30 protein-coding genes are annotated in these 26,496 nt (G+C 56.8%); 9 read left to right on the top strand and 21 right to left on the bottom strand.

What is annotated here, in order from left to right; all coding sequences use genetic code 11:
- Window positions 1-3: 3 nt before the first annotated feature.
- The 3 genes from FOM92_RS13580 to thrS form a co-directional block, all read right to left on the bottom strand.
- Window positions 4-735: a CHAP domain-containing protein gene (locus FOM92_RS13580; RefSeq protein ID WP_143777365.1), complete on the bottom strand. Its 732-nt coding sequence runs from the start codon at window positions 733-735 to the stop codon at window positions 4-6.
- A gap of 105 nt (window positions 736-840) precedes the next feature.
- Window positions 841-1,599, bottom strand: coding sequence for a sulfite exporter TauE/SafE family protein (locus tag FOM92_RS13575; protein ID WP_246087305.1), 759 nt, complete (start codon window positions 1,597-1,599; stop codon window positions 841-843).
- Between the two features lie 50 nt (window positions 1,600-1,649).
- Window positions 1,650-3,650 carry a threonine--tRNA ligase gene (gene thrS / locus FOM92_RS13570; protein ID WP_211347410.1) on the bottom strand — a complete coding sequence of 667 codons (2,001 nt, stop codon included), beginning with the start codon at window positions 3,648-3,650 and terminating at the stop codon, window positions 1,650-1,652.
- A 188-nt stretch (window positions 3,651-3,838) separates the two neighbouring features.
- Between thrS and FOM92_RS13565 the strand changes: the two genes are divergently transcribed.
- The 4 genes from FOM92_RS13565 (at window position 3,839) to FOM92_RS13550 (ending at window position 6,266) form a co-directional block, all read left to right on the top strand.
- The gene (locus FOM92_RS13565) at window positions 3,839-4,243 is read left to right on the top strand and encodes a hypothetical protein (protein ID WP_143777364.1); all 405 of its coding nucleotides are present in this window, start codon (window positions 3,839-3,841) and stop codon (window positions 4,241-4,243) included.
- Window positions 4,240-4,431: a helix-turn-helix transcriptional regulator gene (locus FOM92_RS13560; RefSeq protein ID WP_143777363.1), complete on the top strand. Its 192-nt coding sequence runs from the start codon at window positions 4,240-4,242 to the stop codon at window positions 4,429-4,431. The genes FOM92_RS13565 and FOM92_RS13560 overlap by 4 nt, the downstream gene beginning before the upstream one ends.
- Window positions 4,432-4,456: 25 nt before the next feature.
- The gene (locus FOM92_RS13555) at window positions 4,457-5,422 is read left to right on the top strand and encodes an alpha/beta fold hydrolase (RefSeq protein ID WP_246087304.1); all 966 of its coding nucleotides are present in this window, start codon (window positions 4,457-4,459) and stop codon (window positions 5,420-5,422) included.
- Window positions 5,423-5,612: 190 nt separating this feature from the next.
- Window positions 5,613-6,266: a hypothetical protein gene (locus tag FOM92_RS13550; protein ID WP_143777362.1), complete on the top strand. Its 654-nt coding sequence runs from the start codon at window positions 5,613-5,615 to the stop codon at window positions 6,264-6,266.
- Between the two features lie 16 nt (window positions 6,267-6,282).
- Here the strand turns inward: FOM92_RS13550 and FOM92_RS13545 are convergent, their stop codons facing one another.
- Window positions 6,283-6,708 (bottom strand): DUF6491 family protein, encoded by a 426-nt coding sequence (locus tag FOM92_RS13545; RefSeq protein WP_246087303.1) that lies wholly within the window; start codon window positions 6,706-6,708, stop codon window positions 6,283-6,285.
- A 48-nt stretch (window positions 6,709-6,756) separates the two neighbouring features.
- Window positions 6,757-8,247: a hypothetical protein gene (locus tag FOM92_RS13540; RefSeq protein WP_143777361.1), complete on the bottom strand. Its 1,491-nt coding sequence runs from the start codon at window positions 8,245-8,247 to the stop codon at window positions 6,757-6,759.
- A gap of 77 nt (window positions 8,248-8,324) precedes the next feature.
- On the opposite strand from FOM92_RS13540, the gene FOM92_RS13535 reads away from it, so the two are divergent.
- Window positions 8,325-9,518, top strand: coding sequence for a CaiB/BaiF CoA transferase family protein (locus tag FOM92_RS13535; protein WP_143777360.1), 1,194 nt, complete (start codon window positions 8,325-8,327; stop codon window positions 9,516-9,518).
- Window positions 9,519-9,534: 16 nt separating this feature from the next.
- Here the strand turns inward: FOM92_RS13535 and FOM92_RS13530 are convergent, their stop codons facing one another.
- The 13 genes from FOM92_RS13530 to FOM92_RS13470 form a co-directional block, all read right to left on the bottom strand.
- Window positions 9,535-10,173: a TetR family transcriptional regulator gene (locus FOM92_RS13530; protein WP_143777358.1), complete on the bottom strand. Its 639-nt coding sequence runs from the start codon at window positions 10,171-10,173 to the stop codon at window positions 9,535-9,537.
- Window positions 10,174-10,202: 29 nt separating this feature from the next.
- Window positions 10,203-11,075: a crotonase/enoyl-CoA hydratase family protein gene (locus FOM92_RS13525; protein WP_246087302.1), complete on the bottom strand. Its 873-nt coding sequence runs from the start codon at window positions 11,073-11,075 to the stop codon at window positions 10,203-10,205.
- Between the two features lie 4 nt (window positions 11,076-11,079).
- Entirely contained in the window at window positions 11,080-11,862 is a 783-nt protein-coding gene (locus tag FOM92_RS13520) for an SDR family NAD(P)-dependent oxidoreductase (RefSeq protein WP_143777357.1), read from the bottom strand.
- Between the two features lie 73 nt (window positions 11,863-11,935).
- Window positions 11,936-13,105, bottom strand: coding sequence for an acetyl-CoA C-acetyltransferase (locus FOM92_RS13515; protein ID WP_143777356.1), 1,170 nt, complete (start codon window positions 13,103-13,105; stop codon window positions 11,936-11,938).
- Between the two features lie 105 nt (window positions 13,106-13,210).
- The gene (locus FOM92_RS13510) at window positions 13,211-14,632 is read right to left on the bottom strand and encodes an aldehyde dehydrogenase family protein (protein WP_143777355.1); all 1,422 of its coding nucleotides are present in this window, start codon (window positions 14,630-14,632) and stop codon (window positions 13,211-13,213) included.
- A gap of 18 nt (window positions 14,633-14,650) precedes the next feature.
- Window positions 14,651-15,937: a cytochrome P450 gene (locus FOM92_RS13505; RefSeq protein WP_143777354.1), complete on the bottom strand. Its 1,287-nt coding sequence runs from the start codon at window positions 15,935-15,937 to the stop codon at window positions 14,651-14,653.
- A complete protein-coding gene (locus FOM92_RS13500) occupies window positions 15,934-17,460 on the bottom strand; it encodes an acyl-CoA synthetase (protein ID WP_143777353.1) in 1,527 nt (508 codons plus the stop codon). Before FOM92_RS13500 ends, FOM92_RS13505 begins: the two co-directional genes overlap by 4 nt.
- A 2-nt stretch (window positions 17,461-17,462) precedes the next feature.
- A complete protein-coding gene (locus FOM92_RS13495) occupies window positions 17,463-18,221 on the bottom strand; it encodes a crotonase/enoyl-CoA hydratase family protein (protein WP_143777352.1) in 759 nt (252 codons plus the stop codon).
- 59 nt (window positions 18,222-18,280) lie between these two features.
- Window positions 18,281-19,492: an acyl-CoA dehydrogenase family protein gene (locus FOM92_RS13490; protein WP_143777351.1), complete on the bottom strand. Its 1,212-nt coding sequence runs from the start codon at window positions 19,490-19,492 to the stop codon at window positions 18,281-18,283.
- An 80-nt stretch (window positions 19,493-19,572) separates the two neighbouring features.
- Window positions 19,573-20,706, bottom strand: coding sequence for a GNAT family N-acetyltransferase (locus tag FOM92_RS13485; RefSeq protein WP_143777350.1), 1,134 nt, complete (start codon window positions 20,704-20,706; stop codon window positions 19,573-19,575).
- On the bottom strand, window positions 20,706-21,167 hold the full coding sequence (locus tag FOM92_RS13480) for a RidA family protein (RefSeq protein ID WP_143777349.1): 462 nt from the start codon (window positions 21,165-21,167) through the stop codon (window positions 20,706-20,708). The genes FOM92_RS13485 and FOM92_RS13480 overlap by 1 nt, the downstream gene beginning before the upstream one ends.
- Window positions 21,164-21,811 carry an HAD family hydrolase gene (locus tag FOM92_RS13475; RefSeq protein WP_143777348.1) on the bottom strand — a complete coding sequence of 216 codons (648 nt, stop codon included), beginning with the start codon at window positions 21,809-21,811 and terminating at the stop codon, window positions 21,164-21,166. The genes FOM92_RS13480 and FOM92_RS13475 overlap by 4 nt, the downstream gene beginning before the upstream one ends.
- A complete protein-coding gene (locus FOM92_RS13470; RefSeq protein WP_143777347.1) occupies window positions 21,808-22,077 on the bottom strand; it encodes a DUF3572 family protein in 270 nt (89 codons plus the stop codon). The genes FOM92_RS13475 and FOM92_RS13470 overlap by 4 nt, the downstream gene beginning before the upstream one ends.
- A 53-nt stretch (window positions 22,078-22,130) precedes the next feature.
- Between FOM92_RS13470 and FOM92_RS13465 the strand changes: the two genes are divergently transcribed.
- On the top strand, window positions 22,131-22,496 hold the full coding sequence (locus tag FOM92_RS13465; protein WP_143777346.1) for a response regulator: 366 nt from the start codon (window positions 22,131-22,133) through the stop codon (window positions 22,494-22,496).
- A gap of 11 nt (window positions 22,497-22,507) precedes the next feature.
- Here the strand turns inward: FOM92_RS13465 and FOM92_RS13460 are convergent, their stop codons facing one another.
- Both FOM92_RS13460 and rpmG read right to left on the bottom strand, forming a co-directional pair.
- Window positions 22,508-23,527: a calcium:cation antiporter gene (locus FOM92_RS13460; RefSeq protein WP_246087301.1), complete on the bottom strand. Its 1,020-nt coding sequence runs from the start codon at window positions 23,525-23,527 to the stop codon at window positions 22,508-22,510.
- Between the two features lie 163 nt (window positions 23,528-23,690).
- Complete coding sequence (rpmG, locus tag FOM92_RS13455) at window positions 23,691-23,858, bottom strand: 50S ribosomal protein L33 (RefSeq protein ID WP_125229418.1); 168 nt, start codon at window positions 23,856-23,858, stop codon at window positions 23,691-23,693.
- A gap of 228 nt (window positions 23,859-24,086) precedes the next feature.
- On the opposite strand from rpmG, the gene FOM92_RS13450 reads away from it, so the two are divergent.
- The 3 genes from FOM92_RS13450 to FOM92_RS13440 all read left to right on the top strand — a co-directional run bounded on the left by FOM92_RS13450 (window position 24,087) and on the right by FOM92_RS13440 (window position 25,616).
- Complete coding sequence (locus FOM92_RS13450) at window positions 24,087-24,422, top strand: hypothetical protein (RefSeq protein WP_143777344.1); 336 nt, start codon at window positions 24,087-24,089, stop codon at window positions 24,420-24,422.
- Window positions 24,423-24,482: 60 nt separating this feature from the next.
- Window positions 24,483-25,049, top strand: a complete 567-nt coding sequence (locus tag FOM92_RS13445; protein WP_143777343.1) for a TMEM165/GDT1 family protein — start codon at window positions 24,483-24,485, stop codon at window positions 25,047-25,049.
- Window positions 25,050-25,151: 102 nt separating this feature from the next.
- Window positions 25,152-25,616: a Dps family protein gene (locus FOM92_RS13440; protein WP_143777867.1), complete on the top strand. Its 465-nt coding sequence runs from the start codon at window positions 25,152-25,154 to the stop codon at window positions 25,614-25,616.
- 74 nt (window positions 25,617-25,690) lie between these two features.
- Here the strand turns inward: FOM92_RS13440 and FOM92_RS16205 are convergent, their stop codons facing one another.
- A complete protein-coding gene (locus FOM92_RS16205; protein ID WP_143777342.1) occupies window positions 25,691-26,467 on the bottom strand; it encodes a cold-shock protein in 777 nt (258 codons plus the stop codon).
- Window positions 26,468-26,496: the final 29 nt, after the last annotated feature.

Genomic DNA, 26,496 nt, shown 5'->3' with positions numbered 1-26,496 from the left:
TTTTTAGCTTTTGGGAAGTTTCGCAATCAGCTTTTCAACCGAAGCAAGGCGTACCGGCTTTGCCGGAGCAGGTACCGTCTTCATTTCCTTGGCAGCCTTGCGGTCGATATCTTTCAGAAGATCACCCGAAAGTCCGAAGCCGGCTTTGGCCTTTGCTGTTGACGTGGCCGGTTTGATCGGTGGCATTGCCGCTTCGGCCATGCGCACTGGTGCCGCAGATGGCAGATCCGGGATAGTGCGGTCTTTCAGCAGCATAGCGACGGCTTTTCGTGCCTCCGCTTCGCTGCGACGTTTTTTGGGATAAATGAAACCGTGCACCGGCCACTCCGTGCTGCCCAGCGCCTCATTGGGGGTGTACCAGACGCGGACACGGCTCCAGTCATTGGCTTCGGATACGTCCACAGCGCGGACGTCCTCCTCGATGTGGCCACGCACACCACCGATGGTCGACCAGTTTGCGTGGCTGATGATGATTGTGCGATCATCCACGATGCGCCGGACGGCGGCGACATGGCCCAACCGCATATTTCCATGTGGCGGGAACGCAAGCACGGCCCCTATTTCAGGCTCATTACCTCTGGCGTATTTACCCTCTGCCTGACCCCACCAGGTATGGGCGTCACCGTAAATCGATACGCCCGACAAGGCGCGCGCATAGGGCACGCATTGCAGCCCTTCGTTCAACGCCGCGGCAGGCGTTGCAACCAGCAACAGGGACAGAAAAAGCGCTTTCATGTAAAATGTGATAAATTAAGATCACAAATGCCATCATAATGCTTATGGTTAACGGCACGGCAACAGAGTTTAATATGCCCTTAAATCGCCTATCCGTTTCGCAAGTCAGAAAAGCCTGACTACCGCTGAAATCGCGGCCAATCCCAAAATCAGCGCCACAAACATACGCCACAGATTCGCCGGAACCCGGCCAAATGATTTTGCCCCCAGCCAGTTTCCCGCCAACATGGGTAAAAATAAAATGAGTGAGAGCCAGAACAACCGCCAACTCGCCAAGCCCAATGCAAAGGCGGATAGAGTGCCGGCAATTGCCGTTGCGAAAAATACAAGCATCATGGACGCCCGCGCTTCAGCAGGCGGGATCGGCTGGCGCAGATAATAGGGCACGACAGGTGGCCCGGGCATGGCTGCAAAGCCCGTTAATATACCTGCAGCGATCCCTGTCATGGCGGTTTCCTTGACACCGGGCCGCACTTCACCGCGTGGCGGGAGAAGCACGAGAACAAAGGCGCCTATGGCGATCAGCACGATCAGGAGGCGTGCCACATCGGGCGTGACAGCTTTTAAAAACCAGATACCGAGTGGCGTGGCGAGTACCGCGAAGGCGGCAATTGTCAGTGCGCTTTGGCGGTGGGCATCGGCATAAATGATCCGCAGCCCGACAGGTCCGATCAACACTTGCAGCAAGATACCCAGCACCACGGCCTCGCCTGGGCTGACAATCAGACCCAGCATCGGGACCAGAATGATCGCCATGCCAAAGCCGGTCAGTCCCCGGACATAGGCGGCACCAAAAGTCATAACCGCAGCGGACACCAGCATCCACGGTCCGACCCCCGCCAAGGTGCTGGCAGGATTCAGCATATTAAGAGATGCAGACCAGAAATCGGAAATGGTCCTGCGCCGCCGATGGCTTAAGCACGCAAATCCGGGGGGGTCGCTTCGGCGATCAGCAGCGCGACCGCTTCGTCGACTGTCATGATGCGCTGCCCCTCCGACCCGAGCGAACGGATGGCAACCTTGCCCTCTTCCGCCTCGCGCATGCCGACCACCAGCAGGTGCGGAACCTTCGCAAGGCTATGCTCGCGCACCTTATAGTTGATCTTTTCATTGCGCAGGTCGGATTCGACCCGGATCCCGGCGGCTTTCAACTTCGCCTCGACATGCTCAGCATAGCCGTCGGCATCCGACACGATTGTCGCGACCACCGCCTGCACGGGTGCGAGCCAGACCGGGAAGCGGCCGGCATAATGTTCAATCAGGATTCCGATAAACCGCTCATAGGACCCAAAGATGGCGCGGTGCAGCATGACGGGCCGGTGGCGGGCGCCATCTTCGCCGACATAGCTTGCGTCCAGACGCTCGGGCAAAACACGGTCGGACTGGATCGTCCCCACTTGCCAGGTGCGTCCAATTGCATCGGTCAGATGCCATTCCAGCTTGGGCGCATAAAAGGCGCCTTCGCCGGGCAGTTCTTCCCAGCCATATTCTTCGGTCGCAAGGCCAGCGCGCACAACGGCATCACGCAGTTCGTTTTCCGCCTTGTCCCAATCGGCATCGGACCCGAACCGCTTTTCAGGACGAAGCGCGAGCTTGATCGAATAGGTAAAGCCGAAATCCTTGTAGATCCGGTCCGCCAATGCGCAGAAGTCCTGCACCTCGGCAACAATCTGGTCCTCGCGGCAAAAGATATGCGCATCGTCCTGCGTAAATTGCCGTACCCGCATCAGGCCATGCAGCGCGCCATGCGGTTCGTTGCGGTGGCAGCAGCCATGTTCATAAAGCCGGAGCGGCAGGTCACGATAGGATTTGATGCCTTGCCGGAAAATCAGCACATGAGCGGGACAGTTCATGGGCTTCAGCGCCATCCAGTCGGCGTTGCCCGAAATGACAGGGCCTTCATCCTCGGTATTCGGGACCTCGTCGGGAATCACGAACATATTTTCCCGATATTTGCCCCAGTGGCCGGACTGTTCCCACTGACGCGCGTCCATGACCTGAGGCGTTTTGACTTCCTGATAGCCCGCGGCGTCGATAGCCCGGCGCATATAGGATTCAAGTTGCCGCCAGATGGTGAAACCATGCGGGTGCCAGAAGACCGATCCATGTGCCTCCTGCTGCAGGTGGAACAGATCCATATCCTGTCCCAGACGGCGATGGTCGCGCTTTGCCGCTTCTTCAAGACGTACGAGATGCGCATCAAGCTGCTTTTTATTCAGCCAGCCGGTGCCATAGATGCGGCTTAACTGCGCGTTATTCTGATCACCCCGCCAATAGGCACCGGCGACGCGCGTCAGCTTGAACGCCTGCGGGTCAAGCTTCCCGGTCGATGCCAGATGCGGGCCGCGGCACATGTCCATCCAGTCATCGCCCGACCAGTAGACCGTCAGCTCTTCACCATCGGGCAATTCACGCGCCCATTCTGCCTTGAAGCTTTCGCCCGCCGCAGCCCATGTCGCGATCAGAGCGTCACGGGACATGACCTCGCGGCGCAACGGCTTGTCGGCGCGGATAATCTCGCGCATCTTTTCCTCAATCACCGGCAAGTCATCGAGCGTGAACGGTCCGCGGCTGGCAGGCGCCATCACATCATAGTAGAAACCGTCGTCGGTGGCGGGCCCGAATGTGATCTGCGTGCCCGGAAACAATGCCTGCACCGCCTCGGCAAGAATATGCGCATAATCGTGGCGCGCCAGTTCAAGCGCATCCGCCTCGTCCTTCGCGGTAATGAGGGCGAGTTGGGCATCTGATTCAAGCGGACGCATGATGTCGCGCACCTCGCCATCCACGCGGGCGGCAAGAGCGGCCTTGGCAAGACCCGGTCCAATGGCGGCGGCAATATCCGCAGGGGTAGTTCCGCTGGGCACTTCACGGGCGGAGCCATCGGGAAGGGTGACGCGGATCATCTCGGACATGGGAAAAACTAACTTTCTGGTGTGTTTAAGAAGTGCCCCTTTGCCAGCCTGCGACCAATGCCGCAACCCCGCAGAAATCGTGCGCAATGCCCCTCCAGCGCTGCTCTGCTGCCAAACGTGCAAAGGACGCTTGACATTATGGCCATGTCATGTAAAGGTAACTTGTCTTAATTTAAAGGTTCATTGACATGGCAGGTTGGAACAGCATGGCTCCCTATATGCGCCGGTACAGCATACGCATCCTGCTGTTCATGGCATCTTATGTCGTAATCCTGACCGCCAGTCTTAGTTTTGCCCGCAGCGGGGCTGCCCACGGACAAGCAACGAAAATCGGGCTGGCATTGATTACCGCCTTTCCTGTGATTGGCGTGTTCTGGGCGATATTCCGGTTATTGGTAGAAACGGACGATGAATATCAGCGCTTCCTGTTTGCCAAACAGACCCTGTTCGCGACCGCATTTACGTTGGTGATTGTCACGGTATGGCAGTTTCTGCAGGTCTATGATGTCGTGGCAACGGGGCCTCAATGGATGGGCGTCATATGGTTTGCCATGCTGGGTCTGGCCGGACCGATTGCGCGCTGGAAAGCATGAAGAACCGGCTTAAGGTTCTGCGCGCCGAACGCGACTGGAGCCAGCAGGATCTAGCCGACGCTCTGGGCGTGTCGCGCCAATCGGTCAATGCAATCGAGACCGGTAAATATGACCCGTCGCTGCCCCTCGCCTTTCGTATCGCCGATGTTTTTGATCTGGCCATCGAAGCGATTTTTCTACGCGACTGAGTTTTTTTAGCGTTGGAGACTGAATGTGAAATTCGCCCTGCCCCTGGTCCTTGCTTCCATGGCCGTCATATTGCCCGTATCGTCATGGGCGCAAACACCGCAATGCAGCGCAAACCCGACGGTGGCGGTTGAGCGTTCAACCTATGACGGACGTCATTTCAGTGTCCAAATCGAAGGTCCCGCCCGGGAAAATATCGACGACCTCATTCTAATACCCGGCCTTGCAACGCCGCGCGAAATATGGGACGCGACGCGCATGGCGCAGCGGTCTTGCATCCGGCTTCATGTGGTGCAGATCAGGGGATTTGGCGACGCTGCTGAGGCCAATGGCGAAGGCCCTGTTCTGGAACCGTTCGTCCGCGAACTGGGCGACTATATCGCTGACCGGATCATGGCCGGTGGAGGGAAGAAACCGCTGATCGTCGGCCATTCCTTAGGTGGCCTGTCGGCGTTGATGATTGCAGCCCGCTATCCCGATCTTGTCCAGAAAGTCATGGTCGTGGATGCACTGCCCTTTATCGGCACCCTATTCCATCCCGCCGCCACGGTCGATCTCGTCCGTCCCCAGGCCGAACGATTGGCCGCCTCCATCCGGTCGGCCTATGGTCAGCCGAAGCCGGTCGATACAGGCCGCGATCCCGGGCCGCAAAGCCAGGCGGGCGGGCTGACCAACACACCCCGGGGCCGTATGACAGTTGACCGGTGGAGCCGGAATTCGGACCCCCGCGTTGTCGCGCAAGCTCTAATAGATGTCATGACGACCGATATGCGGCCCGAACTTCCCAAGATCAGCGCGCCGGTCACCTTGCTCTATGCACAGGATGACCGGGCCATGACCGTCGAACAATCCACTGCGGCCTTCCTGCCGCAATATGCCGGAACGCCCCATTTGAAAGCCATCCAGATCACGGGCAGCTATCATTTCATCATGCTGGACCAACCGGAAAAATTCGCAAAGGAACTGGCTGATTTTCTGAGTGGGAACAAGTAACGCCCCCGACAATTTAATCAGAAATTTCTATAAGTTACAGGTTCTTTGCCAATAATGCATATTGCCGTTGTTTCCAGAAGGTCTAAGAAAGCTACATTCCTGCATGCGTTAATGGGGATGCGCATGCCTCACAAGAGTGAAAGAAATTTGAATGTCCATCCTCATAGGCGTCCCCGCTGGACGCGGATCCATGTCCGTCGAAACGACAACGACGCTGATGAATTTAAGTCTTATTTTTAGAAATCGGAATATTGATTACAGCTTTGTTAGCGTTTCAAATGCCGAAGTTGGAACTGCCCGCAACATTTTGGCGGCCCATTTTTTGGCGAGTGCGCATGACAAGTTTATTGGGATTGATGATGACATAGGCGTTGAAATCTCCGTGCTCGAACGACTGTTAGATCATGAAGCTGACTTTCTGGCCGTCTATCAGCCACAGCGAACATTAGATCTCAATGCATTTGAAGCCGCCATTCTGTCTGGAAAAAGCGGACGAAACGCGCAGTATGCAGCGGCACCTTTTGTCGGCACTACATCTAATCCCACCAATCCTTCCTATGGCTCTATTGGAAAAGTTCAATTCATCGGCACCGGTTTTTACATTCTTAAGAAAGCGGTGTTGGAGTCCATTATCGACCAAGGAATCGCCTTAAAAATGCTAACGAGAATGCCCAACTTCAGCCAAGCAACTTATGGCTTTTTCAACAATGTAACGGACGATGAACTTGGGCATCTTTCCGAGGATTATAGTTTTTGTACCCGCGTTAAGCGTGCAGGGTTTGAAATTCACGCTTATTTGGGTCCGGGTGTAAGTCATACCGGACCAATGACGTTTAAAAGCTGAAAATAAGGTTGGTGATTTAGCTGCCTGACTTGTCTTTCCGGTAAGGTACAAATTCACCAAGGCTGCATACTGGCCCCGGGATACCGCTTGTCCGGTCGACCAGCTTTACAAGGTCACCCCGGCATTTCTGGCCGCCAAATTGCTCCGTCACCATGATATCGCTGTCCCGCGCGAGTCCGGGGCAGCTGCTGCGCAAGGTGTTTTTATAAACCAGATTGCCCGACACCCGATAGAGCAGGATGTCATCGCTGACGCGCACGACATTGGTGCTGTTGAAATCGCTGATGCAGTTGACCGGCGCACCTGCTACCTTGCCCGCCAGTTCTTTGGTCAGCAATTCGGACTGTTTTTCCGTCAGAGGCTTGGGGGTGCTATCGACATCGCCACATGCGGTAAGCGCCGCGAAGGGCAAGGCGAGCGCGAGAATCAACTTGCTGTGCATGATCTTTCTCCTTGGAGGAGTGTTAACTGTAGCAACCTGAACCGGACATTAGCAATATATAGTAGCGCTATGTCTCTTTTCGTGCGGTGTAACGGTAACTTTCACACCGCCCAGATCGGTCTCGGGGGCATCGTCCATCACCGCAAGTGCGCGGGCACCATTTTCCATTTCGAGCAATAATGTTGCCGGGCCTGCAACATCCTTGGCAACCGGGCGGGTATAGGTCAGGACCCGTCCGGCACCTTGCGGTGCTTCGTCCAGTACAACTGCTTCGGGTTGGTAGGCAGAACGGGTGTCGCCGGTCCATGGACGCGGCGGCTGGCTTGCGGTGTAAATGCCGACGGCTTGTTTGGACATCACGCCACCATTGGCGGTTATCAGGGCCGGCTTGCTACCATCCTGCCGCAAGCGTTCCACGACGGCAGCGATGCTGTACATCGCATAGCCATTGCCCGGCCCGCCGAAGAAATTGAGTCCGCCAGTAATGGTGTAATCGCCCAGAGCCCGGGCAGGGTCACCAAGGGCATCGACCGCAGCAAATACCGCGACAGGAAAACAGCTATAGATATCGACCGACCCGAGCTGCGCTGCCTCAAACCCAGCCTGGTCCAATGCCGCATGCAGCGCATATTCCAGCGCGGACGGGTGGGTGATGTCCTTGCGCTCGCTATAGGGCGACTCTTTGGTTTCGCTGGACCCGGCAAGCCAGATCATCTTGTCGTCCGCGACACCCAGTTCACGCGCCTTGCCGGCACTGGTCAGAATAATCGCGCTTCCCAGATCGACGGCATCCTGTGCAACCCGCCATCTGCGATAGATATCGGTTAGCCAATAGTCGCTTTCGCTACCTTTGACGAGGTCGCCCGTGGTGAACCGTTTTGCAAATTGTGCATGTTCGCGCGTCAGGGACACCTCCGACATGGCGGCACTCAATTCGGCCATGCGAACCTGATAATCGTCACGCGAAAGTCCAAGACCCAAGCGCCGGGCATTTTCAAGCAGCGAATAGGCCAGCGGCATGGAAATTATGCCATGCCGGATTTCGGCACGGCTCAGTATCGGAAATGTCGACAGGCGATTGTCATAGCCGGTATCCGACGCAAGACGCCAGTCCAGTTGCACACCTGCTTTACGTGCCCTTTTGGCAGTGCCCATTGCCTCAGCGGCAACGATAACGGCCAATCCGGTTTCCCCTCGCCGGATATCGCCCGCCAGTTCGTGGACCATTGCCTGCGGACTTTGGCCGCCAACATCGGCATAGATCAACCGAGCGGCAGATATTCCCCCCGCCGCACCAAAGGCTTCAGGGACATTATCAGGCGAACCGGTACCCATGGAAATGCCACTGTCTTCAAACGTCCGGATTGCCGCGACTGCATCAACAGCGGCAGCGACAGCATCCGGCCGGCCCGTGTCGGCGAGCGCTGCCTTTATAGCCTGGCCCGCAAGCTCGACCGGACGTGGCCATTCACCTGATACCGACTTGCGGCTTGCTTCACCTACGCCAATGATGACGGGAGCATGTGCATCAAATCCCACCCGATATTCCTCTCATAAAGTTCTTAACTGTACGCTTAAATATGCTAGCAGGTGATGCAAGGATAAAGGAGAGTGTGATGGCGGCCTGGCCGAAGCTGAAATGGGATAAAGAGCCCACAGGACCTTTAAAGGGCATCAAGGTAGTCGACATGGCGACGGTCGTGCTGGGCCCCTATGCCACCGTGCAGCTGGCCGATCTTGGGGCCGAGGTCATCAAAATCGAAAACAGCGAAGGAAATACACCGGGCGATCTGATGCGCCATGCAGGCGATTCGCCCACCAAGCAGCATGGCCCAATATTTGCAGCACTGAACCGCAACAAAAAAGCCATCAACCTCAACATCAAAAAGCCCGAGGACAAGGCCGTACTTGCCGCCTTGCTGGAAGAGGCCGATGTCTTCATCCACAATGTGCGGATGGCCGGCATGGAACGCCTCGGCTTTGGATATGACACCGTCAAGGCGATCAACCCCGACATCATATATGTGCATTGCGCCGGTTTTGGAGCAGGCGGCGCTTATGGGGAGCGGCAGGCCTATGACGATCTCATTCAGGCCGCGTCGGGCTTTGCCGCGTTGAGCGAACAACGGGACGGCGGAAGGCCGACTTATGCGCCATCTCTGGTTGCCGACAAGGTCAGTGGCCTGTTCGCTGCCAATGCCACCATGGCTGCCTTGCTTGCTCGCGCAAACGGGAAGGGCGGGCAATTTGTGCAGGTCCCGATGTTCGAATGCTTCACATGGTTTCATATGGTCGAAAATCTCTGGGGCGAAACCTTCATCCCGGGAAATGGGCGCATGGGCTATACGAGGTCGGTCAACCCGCGGCGGCGACCCTATCCCACCAAGGACAGCTTCATCGCGATCGTGCCCTATAACGACCGGCAATGGGCGAAGTTCTTTGAACTGGGTGGACGGCCGGGTGTCTTTGATGATCCCCGTTTTGCCACCTATCAGGAACGGACCAAGCATACGGGCGAGCTTTATACCCTTATTGAGGAAGTCACGGCGGAACGCACAACGGACGAATGGCTCGATTTGCTGGCGGAAAACGACATACCGGCGATGAAGTATAACCGGATGGCCGATGTGCTCACGGACCCGCATCTGGCCGACGTCGGCTTTTTCGAGGAACTGGAAAGTCCCGAACTCGGGAAATACCGGACCATGAAACATCCGGTGCATTATGCCGGAACACCGGCGACCAATTACGCCCACCCCCCGATGCTTGATGCTGACGGCGACGAAATCAGGCGGGCACTCGATCTCTAGCCCGTGACGTCGGGTGTCAGACCAACAGACCGCGCATGATGAGCTCGATAGTGTGGTCGCGATAGCGGTCGCGCATATTCTCGTTAAAATCGTCCTGATTATAGCAATGCCGCAATACCAGGCGCGAGGAATAGAAACGGTCCGCCGCACCGGTGACGGTGAAATAGAAAAACTGGGGGTCAATGTTCCGGAACTTGCCCGCTTTTACCCCTTCACTGATCAGCGTGTCATAGGCCTTGGATATTGGACGGAGGTAAAGATCGGCAATCCGGGCAGCCTCAATCGGCGCGCTATCGCGCACCATGCGCATCAGCAGACGGTTTAAATAGGGGAAGGCGTAATAGGTATCGATCACTGCACCAATATGCAGGCGCAGCTTTTCCTCCGGCGGCATATCCTTGGCCACCAGAGCCCCGAGCCCGTGGACGATATTGCCCATGTCCCGGTCGAGCAGGGCCAGCATCAGGCCATTCTTGTTCCCGAAATAATATTTGACGAGCGCGCTATTGAGACCGGCACGCATCGACAGTTCCGACAAGGACAAATCAATGGTGTCGCCGTCACGCATGATCTGGCTTGCGGCCTCAATCAACTGGTCACGGGCGTTTCCGCTTTCCGGTGCGTCGCTAATCAATTTTGGTCCGCTGCTCGCCATATGGTCCCCATTGCCTCCCTGCCGTAGCGTCACTTATAAGCAGGTTCGTCCCACCAAGGGAAGAAGTCCGGCAAATCTGTGGATATCTTATCCGGATAAATGGGCGTGCGTTTTTCAAGAAAGCTGGCAATGCCTTCCGCGGCATCACCGGACCGGGCACGGCGGTATATGGCGCGGCTGTCGATCTGGTGCGCGGCCATTGGATGATCTGCGGAGGGCAGGCGCCATAGCATCGCCCTGGTGAGTGCGATCGAGACGGGTGCGGTATTGTCCGCAATTTCGCGCGCCAGTTTCTGCGCCTCAGGCAACAGATCAGCAGGGGCGTGGACCGAGCGGACCAATCCCCCCTTCAACGCTTCTGCCGCATCGAAAACGCGTCCCGTCATGCACCATTCCAGTGCCTGCTGCATCCCCACCAATCGCGGGAGAAACCAGCTCGATGCTGCTTCAGGAACGATTCCACGGCGTGCGAAGACAAAACCGAACCGTGCGGTTTCGCTCGCCAACCGGAAATCCATCGGCAATTGCATTGTCGCGCCGATGCCGACCGCCGCTCCATTGATCGCGCCAAGGACCGGTTTCTTGCATTGGAAGATACGAAGCGTGAGCCGCCCGCCCGAATCGCGCACCCGCTCGTCCGACAGGGTTTCGACTTTCGATCCGCTGGCAAAGACATCGCCACCACCTTCAGGCGTCAGATCCGCGCCTGCACAGAATGCCCGCTCCCCCGAACCCGTTACGATGACCGCACGGACGGCATCATCGGCATCCACCAAATCAAAAGCCGAACACATTTCCCGCATCATCACATTGGTGAAGGCGTTCATCTTTTCCGGACGATTGAGCGTGATGGTGGCGATGCCGTCGGCCACGTCATAACGGATCTGGGTAAAGTCGGTCACGGCCTTAGCGCGGTGCCATGCGGATGGCGCCGTCGATGCGCACATCTTCACCATTGAAATAGCCGCATTCGATCATGGTCAGCGCAACCATCGCATATTCTTCGGGATGGCCGAGACGTTTGGGGAAAGGCACGGATGCGGCCAGCGCATCCTTCACCTGTTGCGGCGCACCGTTCATCAGCGGTGTGTTAAAGATACCCGGCAGGATCGTGTTGACCCGAATGCCTTCGCTCATCAGGTCACGTGCGATCGGCAAAGTCATGCCAACAACGCCGCCCTTGGACGCCGAATAGGCCGCCTGCCCCATCTGGCCATCTTCTGCCGCAACCGAAGCGGTGTTTACAATCGCGCCGCGTTCTCCATCTTCCAGCGGGTCCAGTGTCAGCATGCCGGCTGCCGATTTGGCGATGCAGCGGAATGTGCCGACAAGGTTGATCTGGATGATCCGGTCAAAAGCATCAAGCGGGAAATGCTTGATGGAACCGTCTTCCTTCGATCGGCTGGCCGTTTTGGCTGCATTGCCGGTCCCGGCACAATTGACCAGAATCCGTTCCTGACCGTGCGCTGCACGCGCCTTGGCAAAACCGGCATCGACGCTTTCGTCGCTCGTAACATTCACTTCGCAAAAAATGCCCCCGATATCGGCAGCAACGGCCATACCTTTGTCGGCCTGCAAATCGAAAATTGCGACCTTTACGCCTTTGGCGGCCAGTTGACGAGCCGTTGCCTCGCCAAGGCCAGAAGCACCGCCGGTAACCACGGCGGCGATTGAGGAATCCAGTTTCATCTTTGTGTCTTTCCTTATGTTTTACAGTCACCCCGACCCTATTTCAGGGTGACTGCCTTTTCGTTGATGTGCGTTATACGCGCTCGATGATCGTGACGTTGGCTTGGCCACCGCCTTCGCACATCGTCTGCAAGCCATATTTGCCTTTGCGCGCCTCAAGCGCGTTGAGCAGCGTCGCCATCAGCTTTGTGCCCGATGCGCCGAGCGGATGGCCCAGTGCGATCGCGCCACCATTCACATTGATTTTCGACCGGTCAGCACCGGTATGCTTCAACCAGGCGAGCGGGACGGGGGCAAAGGCCTCATTGACCTCGTAAAGATCGATATCGTCAATCTTCATTCCGGAACGCTGGAATGCGCGGTCAGTCGCAAAGAGTGGTTCTTCAAGCATGATGACAGGGTCCCCTGCCGTCACAGTCAGATTCACGATGCGCGCACGCGGGGTCAGTCCATGTTCTTTCAGGGCACGCTCCGACACGATCAGCACGGCGCTTGCGCCGTCACAAATCTGGCTGGCATTGGCAGCCGTGATCGAACCACCTTCCTGCAAAAGCTTGACCGCCGCCATGCTTTCCATCGTAGCATCATAGCGGATGCCTTCATCGCTATTATGGATGATATTGCCTTCGGGCGTTTCCACTTCGACGCCGACGATTTCATTCGCAAAGGCGCCTGCTTCCGTTGCAGCCTTTGCCTTTTGATGCGATTCGAGCGCAAAGCGATCCAGGTCTTCGCGGCTAAAGCCATGCTTTCTGACGAGCATTTCGGCGCCCATGAACTGGCTGAACATGATGCCGGGATAGGCTTCTTCGAGCCGTGGGCTCTTATATGTGCCCAGACCTTCTTTTTTGAACAGCATCGACGTCGAACCCATGGGGACGCGTGTCATGCTTTCAATCCCGGCAGCCAGAACGATATCCTGGGTGCCGGACATCACGCCCTGTGCGGCAAATTGCATTGACTGCTGCGACGATCCGCATTGACGGTCAATGCTCACCGACGGGATGGAGTTTGGCAGTTTCGAAGCGAGCACGATATTGCGACCGACGTCACCGGCCTGCTCGCCGCCCTGCATCACGCACCCCATGATGACATCTTCAATCGCGGCGGGGTCAAAATCATTGCGGTCGGCAATGGCATCAAGCACGGCGGCGCCCAGATCGACGGGATGCACCCCGGCGAGCTTACCTCCGCGCCGTCCACCGGCGGTACGCACTGCGTCTACAATATAGGCATCTGCCATCTTCACTCTCCTATGGGTCAAAATTTAATCAGACGATTAAACTTTGGCCGAGGAGAGTCAAGTTGAGATTGTCATGCTTCACCCTGACAAAAGGGTGAGGCCGGCTCAGGCGGCTTCCCGCGCGATGGTGATGACTTGCGGATAGGTGAATTCCAACAAGCCTTCTTCGCCCAATTCCGCACCGAAGCCCGATTGCTTGTGACCGGCAAAGGGGGCGTTGGGGGCGAGATGCATCGACTCGTTGATCCAGACCGTACCGGTCTCCAACTGCTCTGCAACTTCAACGGCGGCTTCGGGGTTGCTGGTCCAGATCGAACCGGCCAAGCCATAATCGGACGCATTGGCGCGACTGATGACTTCATCGACCGACGAGAATTTCATCAGCGGCATGACAGGACCAAATTGTTCTTCGGCTACGATGCGCGCGTCTTCGGGCGGGTTATCGAGTACCGTTACAGGAACAAAATAGCCGGGAATGGACGGATCATGGTCGCCACCGATCAGGAATTTATATCCCTTTTCCTTGGCATCGGCGATCAGTTCCAGAACGCGGTTATATTGCTGCTTGTTCTGGATCGGACCGATAGCCGTGCCCTGCTCCGCACCGTCACCGACTTTCACAGCAGCACCATAGGCCGCGATCGCTGCCGAAAGCTCGTCATAGATATCTTCGTGGATATAAATGCGCTTCGCCGCGATGCAGACCTGACCGGCATTGTAGAAGCTCGCCCAGAATAGCTTTTCGGCGACCTTGGCGACATCTGCATCCGGCAACACGATCGCGGCATCATTTCCGCCAAGTTCGAGCGTGATGCGTTTCAGATCTTTCGACGCCGATTCCATCACGCGCTTGCCCGTGGCGGTCGAACCGGTGAATGTGATCTTGTCGATGTCCGGATGCGACGTCAGCAACGGCCCGAGAGCATCGCCACCGGTAATGATGTTGAGAACGCCTGCGGGGAACACATCGGCAATCAGTTCGGCCATCCGCAATGTTGCAAGCGGCGTGAAAGGCGAAGGCTTCAGGACCATGGTGCAGCCGGACAGCAAGGCCGGCACAATCTTTTGCACAGCCATCAGTACCGGGAAATTCCACGGCACAATGCCCCCTACGACGCCCACCGGAACCCGGCGGGTACGGCTAAGACGCTTGTCGCTGTCTTCGCTGATCTTCTCTTCGAGATTCAGCGTCGGCAGCGCCCGTGTCATGCCAACACAACCGGCAATTTCACTGCCAGCCTGCATATGGGGCTTGCCCTGCTCGCTTGTCAGAAGACGCATCAATTCATCGCTATTTGCCTTGATGGCGTCGGCCATTTTCGCAAAACAGGCGCGCCGTTCCTCCACGCTTGTCTTTTTCCACTTGGGGAATGCGGCGCGCGCCGCCGCAACGGCTTTATCGAGTTCGGCCTGACCGCAATCGGGAACCTGTCCGATAACCTGTTCGTTCGCCGGATTGACGACATCAATCCATTTTCCGTTGTCGACCAGTTCGCCGCCAATAAGATTTTTATACTGCGTTACCATGGGAGCATCCTCTCTCGTTCAAGCTGCTTTGAAGCGCAGCGGTAATGTTTTCGGTCCACCAACAAAAGTCGATTGCGACCGCTTTGGTTCGCCAGCAAGTTCGACCGAATCCAGCCGGTCGAGTAATTCTTCGAACAATATCTTCATCTCCAATCGGGCAAGATGCAAGCCGAGACATTGATGTGCGCCCGAACCAAAGGCAATATGCCGGTTGGGACTGCGCGTGGCATCAAAGCGTTCCGGCTCGGGGAACACCGACTCATCATAATTTCCGGAGATATAGCAAAGCATCAGCCAGTCGCCGGCTTTCATGGCGATGCCTCCCACCTCGGTATCTGTCGCCACCGTCCGCATGAAATGCTGCACGGGAGTCGTCCAGCGGATGGCTTCCTCGATCAAACCGGGCAATAATGTGCGATCCGCCTTTACCTTTGCAAACTGATCCGGATCCTGCGCCAGCGCCCACATGGCACCGGCGGTCGAAGCCGATGTCGTATCATGGCCTGCTGTCGCAACGATCGTATAATAGCCTGCGCTTTCATAATCGGGAATCGGCGCACCGTCGATCATCCCGGTCGCAATGATGGTGGCAAGGTCCTGTCGCGGATTTGCCCGGCGATCCTGCGCCATCGCTTCGAAATAGGCATTAAAATCGGCAACAGTCTGGGCCATGATCTTGGCAGCGTCTTCAGCCGACATCTGTACCGCCCGCGTTCTGTTCAGATCAGGGTCCTGGCCACCGAACAGCTCTTGCGTCAGTTTGAGCATCAGCGGTTCATCGCTTTCGGGAACGCCCAGCAATTCCATGACCACGTGCAAGGGGTACATGGACGCAACATCCCGCGCGAAGTCACACTCGTTCCCCATGGCCAGCATTTTATCGACCGAGGCTTTGGCGATGGTGCGGATATTTGCCTCGATCGTTTTCAGATTGGCCGGCATGAACCAGTCCTGCGTCAACCGCCGGTATTTGGGATGCTCCGGCGCATCCATCTGGACAAGCGATTTTACCAGATGCGGGCTGCCGTTCATAAGGTGCGACACAAACATTTCGGCCATGATCGGGGCCAGAACAACCGTCGCGGGATTGTTGAGGAATGTCGTATTGTCTTTACTGATCTTCAGAATATCCGCATGCCGTGTCACCACCCAGAACGGCCGGTAACCCGGAATTTCCGCAAGAGCGATCGGTGCCTCACGGCGCAGCGTCGCATAGGCATCCAACAGCGGTTGCCAAGCGCCAAAGGCCAGCGGATCGACGATCGTCGCCGCCAGATCGGGTGGTATTTTCGGGCCTGCACTCACGCCTTTTTCTCGGCCCAATATTCGTCTCGCAACAGGCGCTTGTACAATTTGCCTGTGTCGTGACGGGGTAGCTCTTCCCGGAAATCGATCCGTCGCGGAATTTTGATCCCCGACAATTTTTCCCGCGCATAAGCGGTCAGTTCGTCCCGCAGGGAATCACCGGCTTCAGCCATATCGAGTGGCTGGACCACAGCGATCACCTCTTCACCCATTTCCTCATGCGGCCCGCCGATGACCGCGACATCACGAACCTTCGGATGGGTGACGAGGTGGTTTTCGATTTCCTGCGGATAGATGTTCACACCGCCCGAAATGATCATGAAACTCTTGCGGTCAGTGAGGTAAAGATAGCCTTCCTCATCCAGCCGCCCCACATCACCCAAAGTCGTCCAGCCATGCTTGTTGGTGGCGTTCTTCGTTTTCTCAGGGTCGTTATGGTAGCTGAACTTGGCTGCGCTTTCGAAAAAGACGGTGCCTTCCTGGCCTGTTTCGACATCGTCACCATTTTCATCGCAAATATGTATTACAGCGTTGAGCGGGCGTCCAACGGACCCCTTATGTGTCAGCCATTCTTCACTGGAAATGAAAGTGATGCCCTGACCTTCGGTGCCGGCATAATATTCGCGCAGTACTGGTCCCCACCATTCGATCATCGCCTCTTTGATAGGAATCGGACATGGTGCTGCGGCATGGACGGCGGTTTCCAGTGACGAAACATCATAGGCGTTGCGCACATCGGCTGGCAGCTTCAACATCCGGGCAAAATGGGTTGGCACCCATTGGCTGGCATTGATCTTATATTTCTGGATAGCTGCAAGCGCGGCTTCCGGATCGAATTTTTCCATGACGACGACAGTACCGCCAAGCCGGTGAACCGCGATGCACCAGCGCAAAGGAGCGGCATGATAGAGGGGGGCTGGCGAGAGATAGATGCTGTTGCCTGAAAATTTGAACGCCATCGCAGCCAGACCGGAGAGCGCATTGGGCGAGGCGATGTCGGGGTCCTCTGGCAATGGAAAGCGCACGCCTTTGGGTTGCCCGGTCGTCCCCGAGCTGTAGAGCATATCGGTCCCGGCCCGTTCATCCGGAATTGCCGTTTTGGGCATCGCCGACACAGCGGCTTCATAGGATTCCCATCCTGCATGTTGGCCGCCCAATATGTAACGTTTCACAGGAGCCTGCAGCTGGTCCAGCGTGGCCCCCAGATAAGGTGAGGCAAAAAGCACGGCAGAGCCGCTATCTTTCAGGATGTAGTCGATTTCCGAAGCGGTAAGGCGGCAACTGATTGCCACATAGATCAGCCCTGCGCGCTGTGCGCCCCACACCAGGTCGAAAAATTCCGCCCGGTTCTCAAGGCATATGGCGACGGTGTCCCCGTGACCCAGACCCAATGAACGGAACAGATGGGCGCACTGGTTGGATCGTTCATCCAGTTCGCGATAACTGACGGTTTCGCCCGATCCCGCCATGATGACGGCCGCTTTGTCGGGGAAAGCTGCGGCATGAACAACGGGATGTCCCATGCTTATTCGCCCAGCCAGTTGGGTTTGCGCTTTTCGGCAAAGGCAAGGGCACCTTCACGTGAATCTTTCGACGTGAAAACGGGTCCGCAGATTTCGCTCTGCTTGGTCCACATTTCCGTCGAATTCCAGTCCGGCCGTTCGTTGATGACCCTTTTGGTTGCAATCAACGCAAGAGGGCCGTTTGCCGCCACCTTGTACGCAAGTTCCAAAGCTGCGTCGATGGCCGCACCTTCTGTCAGCCGGTTTACAAAGCCGATTTCATAAGCGCGTTGCGCGGAAATGAAATCACCCGTCAACGCAAGCTCCATCGCCATTCTTTTGCCAATGATCGAAGGCAGAGTCAGCAACCCGCCCGCTGCTGCGACAAGACTGCGCTTTACTTCGGGAATGCCGAATTGGGCTTGGTTGTTGGCGACCAAAAGGTCGCAGGCGATGGCGATTTCCATACCGCCTGCCAGAGCATATCCCTCTACCGCCCCGATCAGCGGCTTGGCCGGTGGGGATTCAATGAAACCTGCAAAACCCTTGCCCTTTATGCTGGGCAATTCGCCTTTCAAAAACGCCTTGAGATCCATACCGGAACAGAATGTCCCACCGGCGCCGGTGATGATTCCGGCGTTCAAGCTTTTGTCGCCGTCAAGCTGCTCCATCGCTGCGGCAACGCCTTGCGCTACCGCTTGGTTCACCGCGTTTTTCGCCTCGGGCCGGTTGATGGTAATAATCAGAACGCCGTCTTGCGTCTGGGTCAAAACTTCAGACATCCAATCCTCCAATTGATAATAGCCGCCCGGACCTTTCGTTGGCCGGTAGGGCGGGGGCATTATCGCCCTTTGGGTAATCCGAGCACATGTTCGCCAATGATATTCTTCTGAATCTGGCTGGTGCCGCCACCGATGGTGGCAGAAAAGCTGTTGAGATAAGAACGGTGCCAATAGCCGTCGTCGACCGCATTTTCATCGCCGACATAATAGCCTGCGCGGCTGCCCTGGAACTGGAGCGAAAATTCCGTCAGTTCGCGGACCAATTCCGTGCGCGCCAGCTTGTTCATCAGGGCGAGGCCCATGGGCCGGTCGCTGGTCAAGGGTGCCATGCGGCGGCGCTGGTTATTCAGGTTCAGCGCCTGAATGTCGATCATATATTCAACCAGCTTGTCGCGCATGACGGGATCATCAAGCACCGGCTTGCCGCCCCGTTTTGCCGTGCGGGCAAAATCGACGATACTCATCACGTCCATTTCCTTGACGAAATAGCCGCCGACCGGATTAACCTTTGCGCCGCGCTCATATTCCAGCGTCTTCATCGCAACCATCCATCCCTGCCCCTCTTCACCGACAAGGCCCGATGCGGGAATGCGCGCGTCGGTAAAGAAACATTGGGTGAAACCATATTCGCCGGTCAGTTTCTTCAGCCGCCGCGTTTCCACGCCGGGGATCTTCATCGGGGCGAGGAAAAAGCTCAGCCCTGCATATTTGCTGGGCCCGTCATTCGAGGTACGTGCGAGAAGGATCATATAGTCCGCGCGGTCGCCCAGCGAGGTCCAGATTTTCGATCCGTTGATGACATATTCGTCGCCATCCCGCACAGCTTTCGTCTGTGCAGAGCCGAGATCCGACCCATGCTCAGGCTCGGAAAAGCCCTGGCACCAGATTTCCTCGGCGCTCAGCATCGGTTTGATATAGCGCCGCTTGTCCTCTTCCCGGCCGATGTCGAGCAAGAGCGGACCGGTCCACCCATTCGCAATCGCGTTGATCATGATGGGCGCGTCATGAGATTTCATGATGCGGGTCGCGATCCGCTGATATTCGGGATGCATTCCATAGCCGCCATATTCGGTCGGCCAGCTCATGCCGAAATAGCCAGCCTCATATACTTTGCGCTGCCATTCGCGCAGAAAGTCAAACTGCCGGTCGGTGGACACTTCCATAAAGGTCAGTGGCAGCATGAATCCGGGATCGCGGACCGTATGTTCGGCGAACCAAGCGTCGCATTGCTTTTCAAAATCGGCAAGTTCTTGGGGGCTTGGTTTGCTCATGGCTGATTCCTCTCTACCCGTTTAATTGCGCGATTAAACCCGTTATTGCAAGCGGCGTTTTGTGTACCGATCCTTAAAAATCAAAGCCGCTTGAACGGCCCCATTTCGCCCAGAAATTCTATCTCACGCTCCATAGCCTGCGTCTCGCGCTCCAGGAAATCGGCAACCGCTGCGCGAAAGCCGCCATTGGCTATATAATGCGCGGAGTAAGTCGGCACCGGCTCATAGCCCCGCGCGAGCTTGTGTTCGCCCTGCGCCCCGGCCTCGACACGCGGCATGCCATGGGCAATCGCATAGTCGACCGCCTGATAATAGCAGAGTTCGAAATGGAGAAAGGGTATGTCGCGTGTGCATCCCCAATAGCGGCCATATAAACAGTCCGGACTGGTGAAGTTCAACGCACCGGCGACAGGCGTCGCGTCGTCATAGGCGAGGAACAGGACAATGCTGTCCTTCATGCTGTCGCCAATGATGTCGAAAAAGGATCGCGTGAGATAGGGACGGCCCCATTTGCGAGCACCGGTATCCTGATAGAAAATCCAAAAGGCGTCCCACATTTCGGTGGTGATTTCGGTCCCCGGAATTTGTTCGATCCGGACCGATGCCTGCGCCGCCACACGTTCCTTCCGGATCGCCTTGCGTTTGCGCGAAGACAGGGCAGCCAGAAAATCGTCGAAATTGCCATAGTCCCGATTTTGCCAGTGGAATTGCGTTCCGATCCGGATCAACCACCCCGCCGCCCGATAAAATTCCAGCTCGGAACTATCGATAAAAGTTGCATGGGCAGAAGACAGACCATTCTGATCCACCACCGCTTCCGCCGCCGCCAGCAGCGATGCCGCCTGCGCCGGATCGCGCATCAGCAATCTGGGACCCGGAACAGGCGAAAAGGGCGCTGCTACTTGCAGTTTCGGATAATAGCGCCCGCCGGCCCGTTCAAAGGCGTCGGCCCAATGATGGTCGAACACATATTCGCCCTGGCTGTGCGTTTTCAAATAGGCGGGGAGCGCAGCTGCCGGATGGCCTGCCCCGTCACGGATGATCAGAGGCGCCGGCGACCAGCCTGTACCCGGTCCGACACTGCCTGATTCTTCAAGCGCGCTCAGAAAGGCGTGACTGACAAAGGGGTTGCGACGCGGGTTGAGTGCGTCCCATTCGGCAGGCAGGACATCGCTGACCCGGGTCAACAGTTCGGCAGCAACGCCATCGGCCATTAATTCGCGCGCACCTTTACGACACAATCGATTTCCACAGTAGCATCGCGCGGCAGGACAGGTACCGACACCGCTGCACGAGCATGTTTTCCAGCCTCGCCAAAGACAGCCTCCATCAGGTCGGACGCACCATTTGCAACCTCTGGTTGATCGGTAAATTCCGCAGTCGATGCCACAAACACACCCAGTTTGACGATCCGTTCCACCCGGTCGAGATCGCCGCCCAACGCCTTTTTCATCTGCGCGATCAGCATGATACCGCATGCCCGGGCCGCGAGTTGCCCATCGGCCAAGCTGCGTGCGTCGCCGACCTTTCCGGTCACGACCTTGCCATCGACAAAGGGCAGTTGTCCCGAAACATACAGCATCCCGTTCGCTTCGACCGTTGGTACATATGACGCGACAGGCGCCGCAGGTTCAGGCAGGCTGATGCCCAGTTCGGCCAGTTTTTCTTCAATCATGACAATCCCTTTTCCAAAGCAGGTGCGGCTTCATTTGCCACCAGTTTCTCCCGGATCCAATGTTCGGCGTCCGCCCATCGGTCCAGACGTGCATGGGCGGCCCTGGATGGCTTCACCCTTTCCCACAATAACGGCTCACCGACAAAGTGGAGCCGCCAGACATCGGGAAAAAGCTCCCCGACCGAGTCATGCTGGTGCCCCAGATCATCGACAAAGACCGCGACGCTCGGCTTATATTCATCCAATATGCGGCCAAGTGCTTCGCCCTTGCCGCCTTGATTGGTGAACACCGGCGCCGAAATGCCCACCGCTTTCAATTGCGCCGCACGGGGTCCTGCACGATGGTCCAGCAAGTTGGTCAATATTACGACATCGGCAACTTCGTTAAGCCGGTTTATAGCGTCCACGGCTCCGTCTATGGCCTGCTGCCGGTGCATTTCCGTATCGAAAAATCCGTTCAGCAAATCCCAGACACGTCCCCGTTCAACTACCGTTCCGTCATGCTTGTGACGCAGGGCCTCGCCCCAGTCCCCGTGGACGAGATCAAAATGGATGTGATGTGCTTCATCGAGCCAGTCGCGAAAAGGCACGATCATATGCAACAGCACTTCGTCGCAGTCCGAGATCAACAAAGGCTTGTTCATATTTCCAATTCCTCGCGCGCTTTGACCAGATGCAGTGGGGACACACCGATAACTTCTGCGCAGGCAATCAGGTCGGGCTCATAGGCTTCCAGAAAGGAAAGAATGGCCGCTTGCGTCCCCCGTTGATGGATTGATGTCCGAAGCCCCTCCGGCGTCAGTCCCGTCAAGGCGAGCAACCGGTCTGCACGTGACGTGTCCATCAACGCCCAGGCCAAAGCCTGGAACGCCAGACTCGACGCTTCTAACTTGCTATTTGTTTCGTGCATGGCTTTGGCTTAAGCGAAGCATCGGTCGAACGCAAAGCGGGAAAAGAGCGCACATGGCAAAAAAGGTGATGATTGTTGAGGACAATGAACTGAACCTCAAGCTTTTCACCGACCTGCTGCGCGCGCACCAGTTTACGGTCGAAGGTGTGCGGGATGGCCGGTTGGCGCTGGAGCAGGCCCGGATGTTTGCCCCCGATCTGATTATCATGGACATCCAGTTGCCCCATGTCAGCGGCATCGACCTGATCGAGGCGATGCAAAAGGATCCGGTGCTCGCCGCAATTCCGGTCATGGCCGTAACCGCTTACGCCGGCAAAGGGGATGAGGAACGCATACTTCAGGCCGGGGCACGCGGTTATCTTTCAAAACCTGTTTCGGTCATGAAATTTCTGGAGGCTGTGCGCGCCATTATCGGCTGATGCCGGTGCCGTCAGGGCACAATGGTCGTAAACAGATAGACCGCAAAAATCAGCAGGTGCACCGCCCCTTGCAACACGGTCGTCTTACCGGTTCCGAGCGTCAGCGTGGTCACGACCAATGTCAGGAACAGAAGAACCATCCCTTTCATATCCAGACCCAAGGCAATGGGCAGCCCCATCATCAGGGAAAGCGCGGCAACCGCCGGAATCGTCAGGCCAATGGTCGCCAGCGCAGAACCAAGGCCTAGATTGAGGCTGGTCTGCAGTCTGTTCGCCAGCGCCGCCCGCACGGCAGCGACACTTTCGGGCAGCAATACCAGCGCCGCGATAATCACACCGACAATGGCACGCGGAGCGCCGGCCGAGGCGACGGCCGCCTCAATAGTGGGCGCAAGGGTCTTGGCCAGCAGCACCACAGCGCCCAGACAGGCCAGCAAGGCGACAGCCGAGAACAGCGTCTGCGCATTTGTAGGCGGGTCGGCGTGGATATCTTCATCCGCCGCCAGCGTCTTGGCCGGCAAGAAATAGTCGCGGTGGCGAACCGTCTGCACCGCAACAAAAGTCGCGTAGAGAAGAAAGGAGACAATCGCGACAAAACCCAGTTGCGCAGGTGAATAGACAGGCCCCGGTTCGCTGAGGGTGAAATTGGGCAGGACCAGTGTCAACACCGTCAGGGCACAGAGCGTGGCAAGCGATGCGCTGACACCGGTTTGTTTGAAACTCTGTTCCTTATGCACAATAGCACCGAAAAATATGCAGGCGCCAATCAGGCCATTGAGGATGATCATGACCGCGGCGAAAACGGTGTCACGCGCCAGGCTCGCGGCATCGGGACCGGCCGCAGACATGAGGGTGATAATCAGGCCCAGTTCGATGATGGTGACGGCAATCGCCAGCAAAAATGTCCCGAACGGCTCCCCCACCCGATGTGCCACCAGCTCGGCATGGTGCACGGCGGCCAATACGGTTGCAATCAGGACTGCTGCCAGAAGACCGGCGGGCAAAGCCATGCCAGCGGTTGCGGCAATCATGAGCCATGCGCACAAAGGGGCAGCCCAGGTCCATTGGAGAGTAAGCTTTTGCATCTGGGCTAGATGTAGAGGCAAGGCCGCCATGCGCAAGGGCAGGGGCGACATGAATCAAAAAGGGCGCCGAAAGCGCCCTGATCGATCACTGAAAAAGCAGCTGTGAAGCTTACTTGATCTTGGCTTCCTTGAACTCGACATGCTTGCGCACGACGGGATCATATTTGCGGAACGTCATCTTTTCGGTGATGTTGCGCGGATTCTTCTTGGTGACATAGAAAAAGCCAGTGTCAGCAGTGCTGAGCAGCTTGATCTTGATCGTGGCTGGCTTCGCCATGGCCCATTCCTTCGTGTTCGAATTTCGTTAAAAACAGCGGCCGCAACAACGCGTCCCGTTCACAGACGCGCGCCTTTGCGGATTCGCGCGCGTAAAGTCAAGCCTTGAGTCGGGTTTGGGCCAGATTCTGGCAGATATACACCGCATCTGCGATACCAGCCACAGTTTCACCACTTGTTAACCATGTTGGCGCAAACTGCCTCTGCAAAAGGGCACAGGGGCATTGCCATGGAAATGGATCATGATCGGCAAATGCTGATTCGGGCAGAGCTAAGCGACTTGCTGGAAGCATTGCGCTTAACGTCGTTTGACACAAATCCCCTGCAATTCCTCGTCCGTCTGGAAGCCATCCGGAAAACGGCAATGGTGCACCAGTTCGCAACTGTTGCCGAAATTGCGAGTGTTTTTGAGGCAACGATGCAGCGCGTCATCGATCATGGTGGTGGCGATTCGGTGGTCAGCAGCTTTACCGGTATATTGGAAGATGCGATCGGGTGTTCGCAGCTGAGCCCTTCGGTGACGCAATCGCTGTTGGCATCGGTGGCTGTTCGCCTGCCCAACTGACGCCGAACAGGCCGATATCTTTTTCTCCAGATTTTAATCCCCCGATGCTAGTGGCATGTCATGGACGCACTGCTTTCCACATTCCTGTCTGTCTTTCTCGCCGAAATGGGCGACCGGACGCAGATTCTGGCAGCGGCGCTCGCGTTGCGTTACCATAAGAATGGTGCAATCCTTACCGGACTGGCGTTGGCAACCTTATGCAACTGCGCCCTATCCGCCGCGGGCGGTTCCGTTATCGATCAATGGATAAGCGAAGCACCGGTGAAGCTGTTTGCCGGTCTCGCTTATATATTTGCAGGCGCGGGCATGCTGATGTGGCGGCGCACGGTCGACCCGCTCACAGATTGGAAACTGCCGGCTTTCCTGACAGCATTTCTCGGGCTGTTCATTCTCGAATTCGGGGACAAAAGCCAGTTTATCATTGCGGCCCAAAGTGCGCGTACCCCTTATTGGGGAATGGCCCTGATTGGCGGATTTGTGGGAATCATGGCTGCGACCATTCCTGCGGTCCTGCTGCGTGAGCGGCTTGCCCGGATCGTACCGCTCAAACCCATTCGCTGGATTTCGGGGGGCTTGTTGCTGATCTGGGGATTCGTCCTTGCAACTCAGGCGTTCGGGATTGCTTGAACGATGCTCTCACTCTGTCTCAGCGAGAAGCTCCAATAGCGAAAGGGAACCTGCCTCCTTATATGACGTTCAACGGACGAACTCAGACAATGGAGAATGATGATGGCAGAAGGTGATAACAGCAAAAAGGCACTGGCCGATGCCCTGAATGGCCTGCTTGCAGACTATTATGCGCTTTATCTGAAGACGAAAAATTTCCACTGGCATGTCACCGGACCACATTTTCGCGAATATCATCTCCTGTTCGACGAACAGGCCGCCGAACTGATTGCAACCACTGACCTTGTCGCCGAGCGTGTGCGGAAACTGGGGCAGGATACGTTGACATCAATTGGCGCGATTGCCGGTAAGCAGCGTATCAAGGATCATGACTCGACGTCCACAGATGCGACGAAGATGCTGAAGGAACTGCACGCCGATAACGAGACATTGGTAAAAGCACTAAAGGAAGCCAAAGACCTTGCCGAAGAGGCAGGCGACAATGCGACCGACGGTCTGCTCGACGACTGGACGGACCAGGCGGAGCAGCGCGCATGGTTCCTTGAGGCGACCATCGGGAAAGCCTGATCCTTTTCTGCACCAGGCACAAAAAAGGCGGGTGAAGCAAATGCCACACTCGCCCTTTTCTTTTTATATGCGGTTTATTCGGAGAGCGCGCTCAGATTAGCGGCCGAGAATTTGCCCCGGCGGTCGATCTCGATATCGAATGACAAACGGTCGCCCTGTGCCACCTGGCCCATGCCCGAACGTTCCAATGCCGAAATGTGCACAAACACATCTTCGCCACCGTCATCGCGCTGCACAAATCCAAAACCCTTCATGTCGTTGAAGAATTTCACCGTGCCATTGGCACGTTCGCCGGTCGATTCGCGCTGCGGTCCGCGTGGTGCCGAGTCGCGGTCACCACCCCGGAAGCCACCACCATCACGGGGGCCACGATCGCGGTCAAAACTACGTTCATGACGCGGTGCGCGTTCGGGTACGGCAATAGGTTCGCCATCGATTACCAGATCGGTTGCGGACACCTTGCCGCCACGGTCCACCAATGTGAATTCGAGTGGCTGACCTTCGGCCAGACCGGACAGGCCGGCCTGCTCAACAGCGCTGATGTGCACGAACACATCATCGGGCCGGTCATCCACCTGAATGAAGCCAAAACCCTTTTGGCTATTGAAAAACTTCACTATTCCCTTGCCAGATCCAATGACCTGCGCGGGCATCGGGGGTCCGCCGGCACCGCGACGTGGTCCGCCGAAGCCACCACCGCCACCTGCGCCGCCACCGAATCCGCCACCTGGGCGTCCGCCACCAAAATCACTCTGGAATGGAGGGGGCGACCGGTAGCCATCATAGCTGTCATCCCCAAAACCGTCTCGTTTGTCCCGGCCACGGCCGTTACGCTTGCGATCAAAACCCATGTCTTCGTACTTGCCTTCTCACCGCCCAA

This window comes from Sphingorhabdus contaminans, from assembly GCF_007280415.1.
GTDB lineage: Bacteria > Pseudomonadota > Alphaproteobacteria > Sphingomonadales > Sphingomonadaceae > Sphingorhabdus_B > Sphingorhabdus_B contaminans.
The sequence above is the reverse complement of the archived record's forward strand: the minus strand, read 5'-3'. Positions and strand labels throughout refer to the sequence as shown.

What these genes read in the sequence shown, in the direction of transcription:
- FOM92_RS13580 (WP_143777365.1), bottom strand. Translation starts at nt 735, where the DNA reads ATGAAAGCGCTTTTTCTGTCCCTGTTGCTGGTTGCAACGCCTGCCGCG.
- FOM92_RS13575 (WP_246087305.1), bottom strand. Translation starts at nt 1,599, where the DNA reads ATGCTGAATCCTGCCAGCACCTTGGCGGGGGTCGGACCGTGGATGCTG.
- thrS (WP_211347410.1), bottom strand. Translation starts at nt 3,650, where the DNA reads ATGTCCGAGATGATCCGCGTCACCCTTCCCGATGGCTCCGCCCGTGAA.
- FOM92_RS13565 (WP_143777364.1), top strand. Translation starts at nt 3,839, where the DNA reads ATGGCAGGTTGGAACAGCATGGCTCCCTATATGCGCCGGTACAGCATA.
- FOM92_RS13560 (WP_143777363.1), top strand. Translation starts at nt 4,240, where the DNA reads ATGAAGAACCGGCTTAAGGTTCTGCGCGCCGAACGCGACTGGAGCCAG.
- FOM92_RS13550 (WP_143777362.1), top strand. Translation starts at nt 5,613, where the DNA reads ATGTCCGTCGAAACGACAACGACGCTGATGAATTTAAGTCTTATTTTT.
- FOM92_RS13545 (WP_246087303.1), bottom strand. Translation starts at nt 6,708, where the DNA reads ATGCACAGCAAGTTGATTCTCGCGCTCGCCTTGCCCTTCGCGGCGCTT.
- FOM92_RS13535 (WP_143777360.1), top strand. Translation starts at nt 8,325, where the DNA reads ATGGCGGCCTGGCCGAAGCTGAAATGGGATAAAGAGCCCACAGGACCT.
- FOM92_RS13530 (WP_143777358.1), bottom strand. Translation starts at nt 10,173, where the DNA reads ATGGCGAGCAGCGGACCAAAATTGATTAGCGACGCACCGGAAAGCGGA.
- FOM92_RS13520 (WP_143777357.1), bottom strand. Translation starts at nt 11,862, where the DNA reads ATGAAACTGGATTCCTCAATCGCCGCCGTGGTTACCGGCGGTGCTTCT.
- FOM92_RS13515 (WP_143777356.1), bottom strand. Translation starts at nt 13,105, where the DNA reads ATGGCAGATGCCTATATTGTAGACGCAGTGCGTACCGCCGGTGGACGG.
- FOM92_RS13510 (WP_143777355.1), bottom strand. Translation starts at nt 14,632, where the DNA reads ATGGTAACGCAGTATAAAAATCTTATTGGCGGCGAACTGGTCGACAAC.
- FOM92_RS13500 (WP_143777353.1), bottom strand. Translation starts at nt 17,460, where the DNA reads ATGGGACATCCCGTTGTTCATGCCGCAGCTTTCCCCGACAAAGCGGCC.
- FOM92_RS13495 (WP_143777352.1), bottom strand. Translation starts at nt 18,221, where the DNA reads ATGTCTGAAGTTTTGACCCAGACGCAAGACGGCGTTCTGATTATTACC.
- FOM92_RS13490 (WP_143777351.1), bottom strand. Translation starts at nt 19,492, where the DNA reads ATGAGCAAACCAAGCCCCCAAGAACTTGCCGATTTTGAAAAGCAATGC.
- FOM92_RS13485 (WP_143777350.1), bottom strand. Translation starts at nt 20,706, where the DNA reads ATGGCCGATGGCGTTGCTGCCGAACTGTTGACCCGGGTCAGCGATGTC.
- FOM92_RS13480 (WP_143777349.1), bottom strand. Translation starts at nt 21,167, where the DNA reads ATGATTGAAGAAAAACTGGCCGAACTGGGCATCAGCCTGCCTGAACCT.
- FOM92_RS13475 (WP_143777348.1), bottom strand. Translation starts at nt 21,811, where the DNA reads ATGAACAAGCCTTTGTTGATCTCGGACTGCGACGAAGTGCTGTTGCAT.
- FOM92_RS13470 (WP_143777347.1), bottom strand. Translation starts at nt 22,077, where the DNA reads ATGCACGAAACAAATAGCAAGTTAGAAGCGTCGAGTCTGGCGTTCCAG.
- FOM92_RS13465 (WP_143777346.1), top strand. Translation starts at nt 22,131, where the DNA reads ATGGCAAAAAAGGTGATGATTGTTGAGGACAATGAACTGAACCTCAAG.
- FOM92_RS13460 (WP_246087301.1), bottom strand. Translation starts at nt 23,527, where the DNA reads ATGATTGCCGCAACCGCTGGCATGGCTTTGCCCGCCGGTCTTCTGGCA.
- rpmG (WP_125229418.1), bottom strand. Translation starts at nt 23,858, where the DNA reads ATGGCGAAGCCAGCCACGATCAAGATCAAGCTGCTCAGCACTGCTGAC.
- FOM92_RS13450 (WP_143777344.1), top strand. Translation starts at nt 24,087, where the DNA reads ATGGAAATGGATCATGATCGGCAAATGCTGATTCGGGCAGAGCTAAGC.
- FOM92_RS13445 (WP_143777343.1), top strand. Translation starts at nt 24,483, where the DNA reads ATGGACGCACTGCTTTCCACATTCCTGTCTGTCTTTCTCGCCGAAATG.
- FOM92_RS13440 (WP_143777867.1), top strand. Translation starts at nt 25,152, where the DNA reads ATGGCAGAAGGTGATAACAGCAAAAAGGCACTGGCCGATGCCCTGAAT.
- FOM92_RS16205 (WP_143777342.1), bottom strand. Translation starts at nt 26,467, where the DNA reads ATGGGTTTTGATCGCAAGCGTAACGGCCGTGGCCGGGACAAACGAGAC.